The organism is Streptomyces sp. NPDC001663, assembly GCF_042893105.1.
In the GTDB taxonomy this organism is placed as follows: Bacteria; Actinomycetota; Actinomycetes; order Streptomycetales; family Streptomycetaceae; genus Streptomyces.
This window is the reverse complement of the sequence record NZ_JBIAUR010000002.1, coordinates 636,907-648,793: the sequence shown is the minus strand read 5'-3', so window position 1 is coordinate 648,793 and position 11,887 is coordinate 636,907. Positions and strand designations below refer to the sequence as shown.

12 protein-coding genes are annotated in these 11,887 nt (G+C 71.3%); 9 read left to right on the top strand and 3 right to left on the bottom strand.

The genetic code is table 11. The features are described from left to right. Window positions 1–13 precede the first annotated feature (13 nt). From ACFY1L_RS09270 to ACFY1L_RS09260, 3 genes are all read left to right on the top strand, one after another. A complete protein-coding gene (locus tag ACFY1L_RS09270; RefSeq protein WP_388820468.1) occupies window positions 14–223 on the top strand; it encodes an acyl-CoA carboxylase epsilon subunit in 210 nt (69 codons plus the stop codon). Between the two features lie 138 nt (window positions 224–361). Continuing rightward, window positions 362–490, top strand: coding sequence for a morphogenic membrane protein MmpB (mmpB, locus tag ACFY1L_RS09265; RefSeq protein ID WP_388820465.1), 129 nt, complete (start codon window positions 362–364; stop codon window positions 488–490). Window positions 491–509: 19 nt separating this feature from the next. Continuing rightward, on the top strand, window positions 510–1,130 hold the full coding sequence (locus tag ACFY1L_RS09260) for a Maf family protein (protein ID WP_388820462.1): 621 nt from the start codon (window positions 510–512) through the stop codon (window positions 1,128–1,130). On the opposite strand, the gene ACFY1L_RS09255 is transcribed toward ACFY1L_RS09260, so the two are convergent. Then, window positions 1,099–1,590 carry a hypothetical protein gene (locus tag ACFY1L_RS09255; protein ID WP_388820459.1) on the bottom strand — a complete coding sequence of 164 codons (492 nt, stop codon included), beginning with the start codon at window positions 1,588–1,590 and terminating at the stop codon, window positions 1,099–1,101. The genes ACFY1L_RS09260 and ACFY1L_RS09255 overlap by 32 nt on opposite strands. A gap of 385 nt (window positions 1,591–1,975) precedes the next feature. On the opposite strand from ACFY1L_RS09255, the gene ACFY1L_RS09250 reads away from it, so the two are divergent. Then, window positions 1,976–3,748 carry an acetyl/propionyl/methylcrotonyl-CoA carboxylase subunit alpha gene (locus tag ACFY1L_RS09250; protein WP_388820456.1) on the top strand — a complete coding sequence of 591 codons (1,773 nt, stop codon included), beginning with the start codon at window positions 1,976–1,978 and terminating at the stop codon, window positions 3,746–3,748. 97 nt (window positions 3,749–3,845) lie between these two features. Beyond that, a complete protein-coding gene (locus ACFY1L_RS09245; RefSeq protein ID WP_388820453.1) occupies window positions 3,846–4,448 on the top strand; it encodes a TetR/AcrR family transcriptional regulator in 603 nt (200 codons plus the stop codon). Between the two features lie 96 nt (window positions 4,449–4,544). On the opposite strand, the gene ACFY1L_RS09240 is transcribed toward ACFY1L_RS09245, so the two are convergent. Next, entirely contained in the window at window positions 4,545–5,510 is a 966-nt protein-coding gene (locus ACFY1L_RS09240; protein ID WP_388820449.1) for a DeoR/GlpR family DNA-binding transcription regulator, read from the bottom strand. A 166-nt stretch (window positions 5,511–5,676) separates the two neighbouring features. Next, entirely contained in the window at window positions 5,677–7,125 is a 1,449-nt protein-coding gene (locus ACFY1L_RS09235) for an NAD(P)H-quinone dehydrogenase (RefSeq protein ID WP_388820446.1), read from the bottom strand. Window positions 7,126–7,231: 106 nt separating this feature from the next. On the opposite strand from ACFY1L_RS09235, the gene ACFY1L_RS09230 reads away from it, so the two are divergent. The 4 genes from ACFY1L_RS09230 (at window position 7,232) to ACFY1L_RS09215 (ending at window position 11,883) form a co-directional block, all read left to right on the top strand. Further along, window positions 7,232–7,669 (top strand): gamma-glutamylcyclotransferase, encoded by a 438-nt coding sequence (locus ACFY1L_RS09230; RefSeq protein ID WP_361267092.1) that lies wholly within the window; start codon window positions 7,232–7,234, stop codon window positions 7,667–7,669. A 144-nt stretch (window positions 7,670–7,813) separates the two neighbouring features. Then, complete coding sequence (locus ACFY1L_RS09225) at window positions 7,814–8,638, top strand: purine-nucleoside phosphorylase (RefSeq protein ID WP_388820443.1); 825 nt, start codon at window positions 7,814–7,816, stop codon at window positions 8,636–8,638. Between the two features lie 271 nt (window positions 8,639–8,909). After that, on the top strand, window positions 8,910–10,541 hold the full coding sequence (locus ACFY1L_RS09220; RefSeq protein WP_388820440.1) for a phospho-sugar mutase: 1,632 nt from the start codon (window positions 8,910–8,912) through the stop codon (window positions 10,539–10,541). A 163-nt stretch (window positions 10,542–10,704) separates the two neighbouring features. After that, on the top strand, window positions 10,705–11,883 hold the full coding sequence (locus ACFY1L_RS09215) for a hypothetical protein (RefSeq protein WP_388820437.1): 1,179 nt from the start codon (window positions 10,705–10,707) through the stop codon (window positions 11,881–11,883). Window positions 11,884–11,887 lie beyond the last annotated feature (4 nt).

Sequence of the window (11,887 nt, the reverse complement as noted above, 5' to 3'; positions counted from 1 at the left end):
CCTGGGAGCCGTCATGAACATCAAGGTCGTACGGGGCAACCCGACCCCGGAGGAGCTGGCCGCCGCCCTGGCGGTGGTCAGGGCCCGCGCCGCGGCGGCGGCCTCCGTCCCGCCGGGCGCGGCGCGGGACAAGGACTCCTGGTCCGACCCGGCCCGCATCGCAAGCCACCGCCTGCCCCAGCCGGGCCCCACGTCCTGGACCCGCACCTACTGGCCGGGGTGAGCGAGAGGCTTTGAGGGGGCGCGGGGAACTGCGCGAACAACCCCCACCGGCCCGCAGGCAGGTCACTACGTCTGCGGGCCGAAAACTTGAGTACGCGTACTCAGGCGCACAGGACCTAACCACCGCAAGCTAAAAGACATGCTGTGGTCCGACCCTGAGAACGAGCCGCCCAAGGACCTGCAGGACATGCAGGTCATGATGCGGCGGCTCGGCCTTCTCATGGCCCTGGCCATGCTCCTGGCGATGATCGTGATCGGTCTCAAGTGACCGGCGATACCCTGACCGCATGACCGATCAGCCGCGCCGCCGCCTCATCCTCGCCTCCCAGTCCCCCGCCCGACTGAACCTCCTGCGCCAGGCCGGACTGGACCCCGAGGTCATCGTGAGCGGCGTGGACGAGGACGCCGTGACCGCCCCCACACCGGCCGAGCTCGCCCTCGCCCTCGCCGAGGCCAAGGCATCCGTCGTGGCAGCCCGGCCGGAGGCCCACGGCGCCATCGTGATCGGCTGCGACTCGGTGCTGGAGCTGGACGGGGAAGCCCTCGGCAAGCCCGCCGACGCCGAAGAGGCCACCGCCCGCTGGAAGTCGATGCGCGGACGCGCCGGCACCCTCCAGACGGGCCACTGCATCTGGGACACGGCGAACAAGCGGTACGCGTCCGGCACCGCCTCCACCGTCGTCCGCTTCGGCGAGCCCACCGACGAGGAGATCGCCGCGTACGTCGCCTCGGGCGAACCCCTCTACGTCGCCGGTGCGTTCACGCTGGACGGCCGCAGCGCGCCGTTCATCGAGGGCATCGACGGCGACCACGGCAACGTGATCGGCATCAGCCTGCCCCTGGTCCGCAGGCTGCTCGCCCAACTGGGCGTCGGCATCACGGAGTTGTGGGCGCCGGCGGAGGCGTGAGCGGCGAGCCCTCGTCGCCCTTGCCGCCCTCGGGGCCGGGGACCTCGGTGGGCGGGGTGTCGCTGGGTTCGGCCGGACTGTCGTACGTCATCAGGAGCAGCACGATGAGGGCGAGTACGACGATCATGAACAGGAACGCGGGCCAGCCCACGAGCCCCCACACGAACGCCCCCAGCAGTCCGTGCACCACGGCCGCGCTGATCAGCAGGATGCGGCCGAAGCCGGCCGGCGGGCGGTTGCGCAGGGCCACGAGGAGCGCGACCAGGCCGCAGAGGGCGTAGTAGAGGCCGAAGACGATGCCGCCGACCTTCGAGGACACCGACATCGTGTCGGGGTCGAGGCCGGCCAGGGACATGTCCTGACGGTCGACCACGACCCCCAGGAACCAGTTCAGCGCGGCCACCCCGAACGCCTCCACGAAGAGGACGACGGCCACGATCCACGCCACCGGTCTGCGCATCACCGGTCCCACCCACTTTCGACTGCCGCCCGAGCCCGCCGGGCAATGCTCTGTTACCCCAAGTACGTCCGAGACATCGTGAACGCTACTAACGGGTAAACCCCGGGACAAGAGTTCTGCCGGCGGCAAAGAATCGTTGGGCCATTCGTAGGGACTCCACAAAGAAACCGAGTGGCCCGCAGCACGCTCTCACAGAGACCTTGACCACATGGGAGGGCTAGGGTTGCCGGGAGGAGTCCTGCGTACCGAGGTGCGACATGGGATTTCGCGGGTCGAGCGAGCCTCGTATCACGCTCCGTGTGGGCAAGCTCACCATTGGGGACGGGTCGAAGTGCCGTGTCGGCAGTCCCTAAACTCGGCTTGTTTCAAGGAGGGAGCCTCAATCGTGCGCAAGGTGCTCATCGCCAACCGTGGCGAAATCGCTGTCCGCGTGGCCCGGGCCTGTCGGGACGCGGGGATCGCGAGCGTGGCCGTCTACGCGGACCCGGACCGCGACGCTCTGCACGTCCGCGCCGCGGACGAGGCGTTCGCCCTGGGCGGTGACACCCCGGCGAGCAGCTACCTGGACATCGAGAAGGTCCTGAACGCGGCGCGCGAGTCGGGCGCGGACGCCATCCATCCGGGCTACGGCTTCCTGTCCGAGAACGCCGAGTTCGCGCAGGCGGTCCTGGACGCCGGGCTGATCTGGATCGGCCCGCCGCCGCAGGCCATCCGCGACCTCGGCGACAAGGTCGCAGCAAGGCACATCGCGCAGCGCGCCGGCGCCCCGCTCGTCGCGGGCACGCCCGACCCGGTCAGCGGCGCCGAGGAGGTCGTCGCCTTCGCCGAGGAACACGGCCTGCCGATCGCCATCAAGGCCGCCTTCGGCGGCGGCGGGCGCGGCCTGAAGGTCGCCCGCACCCTCGAAGAGGTCCCCGAGCTCTACGAGTCGGCCGTCCGTGAGGCGGTGGCCGCCTTCGGCCGCGGCGAGTGCTTCGTCGAGCGCTACCTCGACAAGCCCCGGCACGTGGAGACCCAGTGCCTGGCCGACACCCACGGCAACGTGGTCGTCGTCTCCACCCGTGACTGCTCGCTGCAGCGCCGCCACCAGAAGCTGGTCGAGGAGGCCCCGGCGCCGTTCCTGTCCGAGGCGCAGGTCGCCGAGCTGTACTCGTCCTCGAAGGCGATCCTCAAGGAGGCCGGCTACGTCGGTGCAGGCACCGTGGAGTTCCTCGTCGGCGCGGACGGCACGATCTCCTTCCTGGAGGTCAACACCCGCCTCCAGGTCGAGCACCCGGTCACCGAGGAGGTCGCCGGCATCGACCTGGTGCGCGAGATGTTCCGCATCGCCGACGGCGAGGAGCTCGGCTACGGCGACCCCGAACTGCGCGGCCATTCCTTCGAGTTCCGCATCAACGGCGAGGACCCGGGCCGCAACTTCCTGCCCGCGCCCGGCACGGTCACCGAGTTCGCCCCGCCCACCGGCCCCGGTGTCCGCCTGGACGCCGGCGTCGAGTCCGGCAGCGTGATCGGCCCGGCCTGGGACTCCCTGCTGGCCAAGCTGATCGTCACCGGCGCCACCCGCGAGCAGGCCCTGCAGCGCGCCGCCCGCGCCCTGGCCGAGTTCCAGGTCGAGGGCATGGCCACCGCCATCCCGTTCCACCGCGCGGTCGTCACCGACCCGGCCTTCGCGCCCGAACTCACCGGCAGCGCCGAGCCGTTCACGGTCCACACCCGCTGGATCGAGACCGAGTTCGTCAACGAGATCAAGCCCTTCACCGCCCCCGCCGACGCGGAGACGGACGAGGAGCCGGGCCGCGAGACGGTCGTCGTCGAGGTCGGCGGCAAGCGCCTCGAGGTCTCCCTGCCCTCCAGCCTGGGCATGTCCCTGGCCCGCACCGGCCTCGCCGCCGGCGCCCGCCCCAAGCGCCGCGCCGCCAAGAAGTCCGGCCCGGCCGCCTCCGGCGACACCCTCGCCTCCCCGATGCAGGGCACCATCGTCAAGGTCGCCGTCGAGGAGGGCCAGGAGGTCAAGGAGGGCGACCTGATCGTCGTCCTCGAGGCGATGAAGATGGAACAGCCCCTCAACGCCCACAAGTCCGGCACCATCAAGGGCCTGGGCGCCGAGGTCGGCGCGTCCATCACGTCCGGCGCCGCGATCTGCGAGATCAAGGACTGACCCAAGGGCCGCATTTCGTACGGCATCCCGAGGCGCCCGGCGGACTGGCACAGTCAGTCCGCCGGGCGCCTCGTTTCTCCGATGGCATGCTGGAGGCATGGTGGGCACGATCCCGGCGGCGACCGGCGACACGACGGCGACCCCGCGCGCCATGCGCGCCGACGCCCGCCGCAACCACGAGCGACTGCTCACCGAGGCCCGCTCCGCCTTCGCCACCCACGGCACGGACGCGTCCCTGGAGGACGTGGCCCGCCGAGCAGGCGTAGGCATCGGCACCCTGTACCGTCACTTCCCCAACCGCCACGCCCTGTTGAGCGCGGTCTTCGAGGAGGCGGTGGGAGACCTGCTGACCCGCTCGCGCGAACTGCTCGGCTCTCCCGAACCGTGCAAGGCACTGGTGACATGGCTGCGCGAGATCGTCACACACGCGGGCGAGTACCGAGGCCTGGCTCACGCACTTATGGCCGCCACGTCCGACGACACTTCCGCCCTGGCACGCTGCAGCGGGCCCATTCGGGAGGCGGGCGCCGCGCTGCTGGCACGTGCCCAGGAGGCGGGAACGGTGCGCGCCGAGGTGGCGATAGGCGACCTCCTGCAGCTGACCCACGCGATCGCATTGGCGGCGGAGGAATCGCCGGCCGACCCGGGGTTGCCGGACCGCCTGCTGACACTCACCTTGCGGGGCTTGAAACCGGCGTAAGGGCAGCTACCCCCGGGGGCGCGGGGAACTGCGCGAGCAACCACGACCAACCCGCACTCGCCCAACAACGCAAGCCCCTACGGCGAACAGGCGACCCTACCGCCGCCGCAGATCAGCAACCCGCGCCCGCTCGGCCCCGGCCGAAGCCTCACCGAGCACCGTCGCCGCCCTCAGGCCGGAGGCCCCCGGCCCCGCCGGAACCTGGCCGCGGCGAGGCCCCGGAAGGGCGACGTCCCGGCGCGCCTGGCGCGGGGGGACGGAATCACCGCCCGAGTTCCCCGACGCCCCGGCGACAGCGATCTGCACGCCCTGGTCGGCCAGCGCCTGCAACTCCGTCGCCGCCCGATCGTCATGCGGCGGCGGCTCATCGGTCACCAGCCGCGTGATCACATCCGTCGGCACGGTCTGGAACATCGTGTCCGTACCGAGCTTGGTGTGATCGGCGAGCACGACGACCTCGGCCGCGGCCTGCACCAACGCCCGGTCGACGGACGCCGACAGCATGTTGGACGTGGACAGCCCCCGCTCGGCGGTGAGCCCGCTCCCGGACAGGAAGGCCCGCGAGACCCGGAGCCCCTGCAGGGACTGCTCGGCCCCGCTGCCCACCAGCGCATAGTTGGAGCCACGCAGGGTGCCGCCGGTCATCACGACCTCCACGCGGTTGGCATGGGCCAACGCCTGGGCCACCAACAGGGAGTTGGTGACGACGGTCAGCCCGGGCACCCGGGCGAGCCGGCGTGCCAGCTCCTGTGTGGTGGTACCCGCCCCGACCACGATGGCCTCGCCCTCTTCCACGAAGTTGGCGGCGAGGTCGGCGATGGCCGTCTTCTCGGCGGTCGCGAGATGTGACTTCTGCGGAAAGCCGGACTCCCGCGTGAACCCGCCCGGCAGTACCGCACCGCCGTGCCGGCGGTCGAGGAGTCCTTCTGCCTCCAGTGCGCGCACGTCCCGCCGTACGGTCACTTCGGAGGTCTGGACGACGCGGGCGAGCTCACGGAGCGACACGGCCCCATTCGCTCGCACCATTTCGAGGATCAATTGGCGACGTTCTGCAGCGAACACGAAACTGACAGTAACCCCAACGACCGTCTGCTTTCAGCTGTTTGCGCCGAATAGCAGAAGTTGTTCGCACAGGAGGGCGGGAAGTGGTATAGGGCCTACCCGCCCCGCCTATGCCGTACGCATGCTCGACAACTCCCCGTGACCAGCGGGGAGTCGGTTTCGGCCGTCAGACCTCGCCGCCGGACTTGCGCGTGTGGAGCTGGCGCGCGACCTCGGCGATCGACCCCGAAAGACTCGGGTAGACGGTGAACGCGTTCGCGATCTGTTCGACCGTCAGATTGTTGTCGACGGCGATCGAGATCGGATGGATCAGTTCCGATGCGCGCGGGGAGACGACCACACCGCCCACGACAATGCCCGTACCCGGTCGGCAGAACAGCTTCACGAAGCCGTCGCGGATGCCCTGCATCTTGGCGCGCGGGTTCCGCAGCAGCGGAAGCTTCACGACCCGCGCGTCGATCTTGCCCCCGTCGACGTCGGCCTGCGTGTACCCCACGGTCGCGATCTCGGGATCGGTGAACACGTTGGACGACACGGTCTTCAGATTCAGCGGGGCCACCGCATCACCCAGGAAGTGGTACATGGCGATACGTCCCTGCATGGCGGCCACCGACGCGAGGGCGAAGACGCCCGTCACGTCACCGGCGGCGTACACACCGGGGGCCGTGGTCCTGGACACCTTGTCGGTCCAGATGTGCCCGGACTCGCGGAGCTTGACGCCGGCCTCCTCCAGGCCGAGGCCCGCGCTGTTGGGGATGGCACCGACGGCCATGAGGCAGTGGGACCCGGCGATGACGCGCCCGTCGGCCAGGGTGACCTCCACCCGGTCCCCGACCCGCTTGGCGGCGGAGGCCCGCGACCGGGCCATGACGTTCATGCCACGACGCCGGAAGACGTCCTCGAGGACGGCGGCGGCGTCAGGGTCCTCACCCGGCAGCACACGGTCCCGGGACGACACGAGCGTGACCTTGGACCCCAGGGCCTGGTAGGCACCGGCGAACTCGGCACCGGTCACACCCGACCCGACCACGATGAGCTCCTCGGGCAGCTCGGTGAGGTCGTACACCTGCGTCCAGTTGAGGATGCGCTCGCCGTCGGGCTGGGCGTCGGGCAGCTCGCGCGGGTGGCCGCCGGTCGCGATCAGCACGGCATCGGCGGTGAGGGTCTCCTCGGAACCGTCGGCAGCCGCCACGATCACCTTCCGCGACCCGTCGAGGGCCTGCATGCCCTCGAGGCGAGCCCTGCCGCGCATGACGCGGGCGCCGGCGCGGGTGACGGAGGCGGTGATGTCGTGGGACTGGGCGAGGGCAAGCCGCTTCACACGGCGGTTGACCTTGCCGAGGTCCACGCCGACCACCCGCGCCGCCTGCTCCAGCGGTGGGGTGTCGTCCGCGACGATGATCCCCAGCTCCTCGTACGACGAGTCGAAGGTGGTCATCACCTCGGCCGTAGCGATAAGGGTCTTCGACGGCACGCAGTCGGTCAGCACCGACGCTCCGCCCAGACCGTCGCAGTCGACGACGGTCACCTCCGCGCCGAGCTGAGCGGCCACCAGCGCCGCTTCGTATCCGCCGGGTCCGCCACCGATGATCACGATCCGAGTCACGTACCCCATTGTCCCGCACGGTTCAAGGTGCCACTGCCCGGGGGCGGGGCAATGGGTTGGCAAGGGGCCCTTGATACCGCAGGGGCTCGTGTACGGACTGCCGTACCCTCGACGCATGTCGCTCTACGCCGCGTACGCCGGCAACCTCGACGCGCGGCTGATGACCCGCCGCGCCCCGCACTCGCCGATGCGCGCCACGGGCTGGCTGAACGGGTGGCGGCTGACGTTCGGGGGCGAGCACATGGGCTGGGAGGGCGCGCTGGCGACGATCGTCGAGGACCCGTTCTCGCAGGTCTTCGTCGCGTTGTACGACATCGCGCCGCTGGACGAGGAGTCGATGGACCGCTGGGAGGGCGTCGGCCTCGGCGTCTACCGCCGGATGCGGGCCCGGGTGCACACGCTGGAGGGCGAGGAGTCGGCCTGGCTGTACGTCCTCGACGGTTACGAGGGCGGCCTCCCGTCGGCCCGGTACCTCGGCGAGATCGCGGACGCCGCCGAGTCCGCCGGGGCCCCGCACGACTACGTGATGGAGCTGCGAAAGCGCCCCTGCTGAGCACAGCGGACACCCAGGTTGGCCACAGGCACCACATAGGTCCCGTTGTGTCTCACCCTTCGTTGGAAACGACAAGACAACGATCGCCATCCCGTGAGCTCTGTCATCTACGCGCGTAGGCACAAACCGGCTACCCTCAGTCGCGTGAACGCATCTCTTCTTCCGGACGACATCCAGGGCGACCCCCATGCCGCCGCTGACGCCGCCGCCGCGCGCCTGCGCGAACTGACCGGCGCCGAGACCCACGACGTCGCCCTCGTGATGGGCTCCGGCTGGGCCCCGGCCGTGGACGCCCTCGGCGCACCCGACGCCGAGCTCCAGGTCACCGAGCTGCCCGGTTTCCCGCCGCCGGCGGTGGAAGGGCACGGCGGCAAGATCCGCTCGTACAAGATCGGAAACAAGCGGGCCCTGGTCTTCCTGGGCCGCACCCACTACTACGAGGGCCGTGGCGTGGCTGCCGTGGCCCACGGCGTCCGCACCGCGGTCGCGGCCGGCTGCAAGACGATCATCCTCACCAACGGCTGCGGCGGCCTCCGGGAGGGCATGCGCCCCGGCCAGCCGGTCCTGATCAGCGACCACATCAACCTGACGGCGACGTCCCCGATCGTCGGCGCCAACTTCGTCGACCTGACGGACCTCTACTCCCCGCGCCTGCGCGCCCTGTGCAAGGAGATCGACCCCAGCCTGGAGGAGGGCGTCTACGCCCAGTTCCCCGGCCCGCACTACGAGACGCCGGCCGAGATCCGCATGGCCCGAGTCATCGGCGCGGACCTGGTGGGCATGTCGACGGTCCTCGAGGCCATCGCCGCGCGTGAGGCGGGCGCCGAGGTACTCGGCATCTCCCTGGTCACCAACCTCGCGGCGGGCATGACCGGCGAACCCCTCAACCACGAGGAGGTCCTCCAGGCAGGCCGCGACTCGGCAACCCGGATGGGCTCGCTGCTCGCCCAGGTACTCGGCAGGCTCTGACCGCCGTAGTGGCTGGGCACGCAGTTGCCCGAGCCCTCGGGTGGCTGCAGTCGCCCACGGCGGGAAGGGGACGTGCCGGGGGGTGTCCGCCCGCAGCGGCGGGCGTCCACCACCGAGCACAGCCCCACCACACAGCAACCGCCCGACCGAGGACGGACACCCCCCGGCACGGCCCCGACGACAATCGAACCGCAGGCGCTGCACGCACCCCCACCGACCCGCAGATGCGCCGCAGGCATCCCCCTCAGACACACGAGAGGCTGGACCGACCGTGCACGACGATCTCATCGCCCGGGCCAAGACCTGGCTGGCGGAGGACCCCGACCCGGAGACCCGCGACGAGCTCTCCAAGCTCATCGAGGCCGGAGACGTCACCGAGCTGGCCGACCGCTTCAGCGGCACGCTCCAGTTCGGCACGGCAGGCCTGCGCGGCGAACTGGGCGCCGGTCCCATGCGCATGAACCGCTCGGTCGTCATCCGCGCCGCAGCCGGTCTCGCCGCGTACCTGAACGCCAAGGGCGGGCGCGGCGGCCTCGTGGTCATCGGCTACGACGCCCGCCACAAGTCCGCCGACTTCGCCCGCGACACGGCCGCCGTGATGACCGGCGCCGGCCTCCGCGCCGCCGTACTCCCCCACCCCCTCCCCACCCCCGTCCTGGCGTACGCCATAAGGCACCTGGGCGCGGTAGCCGGCGTGGAGGTCACCGCCAGCCACAACCCGCCCCGCGACAACGGCTACAAGGTCTACCTCGGCGACGGCTCCCAGATCGTGCCGCCCGCCGACGCGGAGATCGCCGCCGAGATCGACGCGATCGTCTCGCTGAACGACGTCCCGCGCCCGGACTCCGGCTGGGAGACCCTCGACAACGACGTACTCGACGCCTACCTGGCCCGCACCGACGCCGTACTCGCCAGGGGCTCCGCGCGCACGGCCCGCACCGTCTACACGGCGATGCACGGCGTAGGCAAGGACACCCTCCTCGCCGCCTTCGCCCGCGCCGGCTTCCCCGAGCCCGTCGTCGTCGCCGAACAGGCCGAGCCCGACCCGGACTTCCCCACCGTCGCCTTCCCCAACCCGGAAGAGCCCGGCGCCATGGACCTGGCCTTCGCCCAGGCCAACGCGACCGACCCCGACCTGATCATCGCCAACGACCCCGACGCCGACCGCTGCGCCGTGGCCGTCAAGGACGGCACCGACTGGCGCATGCTGCGCGGCGACGAGGTCGGCGCGCTGCTCGCCGCCCACCTGGTGAGCCGCGGAGCGCGCGGCACCTTCGCCGAGTCGATCGTCTCCTCCTCCCTCCTCGGCCGTATCGCCGAGAAGGCGGGACTGCCGTACGAGGAGACCCTCACCGGCTTCAAGTGGATCGCCCGCGTAGAGGGCCTGCGCTACGGCTACGAGGAGGCCCTCGGCTACTGCGTCGACCCCGGCGGCGTACGCGACAAGGACGGCATCACGGCCGCCCTGCTGATCACCGAGCTGGCATCCGAGCTCAAGGAACAGCGCCGCACGCTCCTCGACCTCCTCGACGACCTCGCCGTCGAGCACGGCCTGCACGCCACCGACCAGCTCTCGGTCCGCGTGCAGGACCTCTCGGTCATCGCCCGCGCCATGGAGCGGCTCCGCGAGCAGCCCCCGACCCAGCTCGCAGGGCTCGCGATCACCAAGGCCGAGGACCTCACCCAGGGCACCGACAAGCTCCCGCCCACCGACGGCCTGCGCTACACGCTCGACGGCGCCCGCGTCATCGTCCGCCCGAGCGGCACGGAGCCGAAGCTGAAGTGCTACCTGGAGGTCGTGGTCCCCGTCGCCACGCACGCCGGCCTCCCGGCGGCCCACGCGACCGCCAACGACCTGCTCGCGGCGATCAAGCGGGACCTCTCGGCAGCGGCCGGCATCTGAGGAGCCGAGCCGCACTCGCGGGGTGCCCCCGTTCCGCCAGACGCGGGGCACCCCATCGGGTGATTTACCCAGGGCTGTTGACCTGGGTTCCACGCCCCGCCGGGGCGCCCGGGCAACGGTGGAACGGCAACCGCACCGCCGAGTCAGCCCTGGAGCCGCCGCCGTGTCCTCGACCGCATTCCGGCCGAAACCCCGAGCGACCGCCGCACCCCCGGGCTCACTACAGCCCCGGGCCGCTGCATCCCTCCTGCGCCGCGCGGTCCCCGCTCTCCTCGCCTACCTCGCCGTACGCCTGACGGGCCTGCTCGTCCTCACTCTCTGGGCCCACCGCCGGCACCACGGCCTCTGGCCGCTCCTGGCGATCCAGTGGGACGCCGACTGGTACCTCGGCATCGCCGACCACGGCTACACCCGCACGCTCGGCACCGCCTACGACTCGAACAACCTGGCCTTCTTCCCGCTGTACCCGTACCTGATGAAGGCGGTCGCGGTACTCACCCCGGGCAGCCGCGCCTCCACCGGCCTCGGCATCGCCGTCCTCGCCTCGTTCTTCGCGGCCTGGGGCGTCTTCGCGGTCGGCGACCGGCTGCACGGCCGCCGGGTCGGCGTCCTGCTGACCGTCCTGTGGGCCGCGCTGCCGGTGAGCCTGGTGCAGTGGATGGGCTACACCGAGTCCCTGTTCACGGCGTTCGCGGCCTGGGCGCTGTACGCCGTACTGACCGACCGACCGCTCCTCGCCGCGTCCCTCGCCTCGCTCGCCGGCCTGACCCGCCCGACCGGCATCGCGGTGGCCGCGGCGGTCACCGTCTGGGCGCTGCTGTCGCTCCACCGCCGCCCGCGCGACACCCGCCTCCTCGCGGCCGCCGCCCTGGCCCCGCTCGGCTGGTGCCTGTACGTCGGCTGGGTGGGCCTGCGCCTCGGCCGCTGGGACGGCTACTTCGCCGTACAGCGGCTGTGGCACAACGAGCTGGACGGCGGCGAGGAGACCCTGCGCCGGATCAAGGAGACCCTCGGGGTCGACCCGCGACCGCACCTTTTCATGGTGATCGTGACGTGCACGCTGATCGTGTCGGCGGTGCTGTTCGTCCTGTCGGTGTGGGACCGCCAGCCGCTCCCCCTGCTCGTCTTCACCGGCATCCTGCTGGTGATCGTCCTGTGCAGCGGCGGCGTCTACTTCCCCCGCGCCCGCTTCCTGCTGCCCGGCTTCCCGCTCCTGCTGCCGGTGGCCCTGCACCTGAACCGCGCATCCCGCCGCCACCGCGCGCTGGTGCTGACGGCGGCGGTGCTCGGCTCGGCCTACTGCAGCGCGAACATGATCCTGCTGTGGCCGAGCGCGCCGTGAGACG

What these genes read in the sequence shown, in the direction of transcription:
- ACFY1L_RS09270 (WP_388820468.1), top strand. Translation starts at nt 14, where the DNA reads ATGAACATCAAGGTCGTACGGGGCAACCCGACCCCGGAGGAGCTGGCC.
- ACFY1L_RS09260 (WP_388820462.1), top strand. Translation starts at nt 510, where the DNA reads ATGACCGATCAGCCGCGCCGCCGCCTCATCCTCGCCTCCCAGTCCCCC.
- mmpB (WP_388820465.1), top strand. Translation starts at nt 362, where the DNA reads ATGCTGTGGTCCGACCCTGAGAACGAGCCGCCCAAGGACCTGCAGGAC.
- ACFY1L_RS09245 (WP_388820453.1), top strand. Translation starts at nt 3,846, where the DNA reads ATGGTGGGCACGATCCCGGCGGCGACCGGCGACACGACGGCGACCCCG.
- ACFY1L_RS09230 (WP_361267092.1), top strand. Translation starts at nt 7,232, where the DNA reads ATGTCGCTCTACGCCGCGTACGCCGGCAACCTCGACGCGCGGCTGATG.
- ACFY1L_RS09255 (WP_388820459.1), bottom strand. Translation starts at nt 1,590, where the DNA reads ATGCGCAGACCGGTGGCGTGGATCGTGGCCGTCGTCCTCTTCGTGGAG.
- ACFY1L_RS09235 (WP_388820446.1), bottom strand. Translation starts at nt 7,125, where the DNA reads ATGGGGTACGTGACTCGGATCGTGATCATCGGTGGCGGACCCGGCGGA.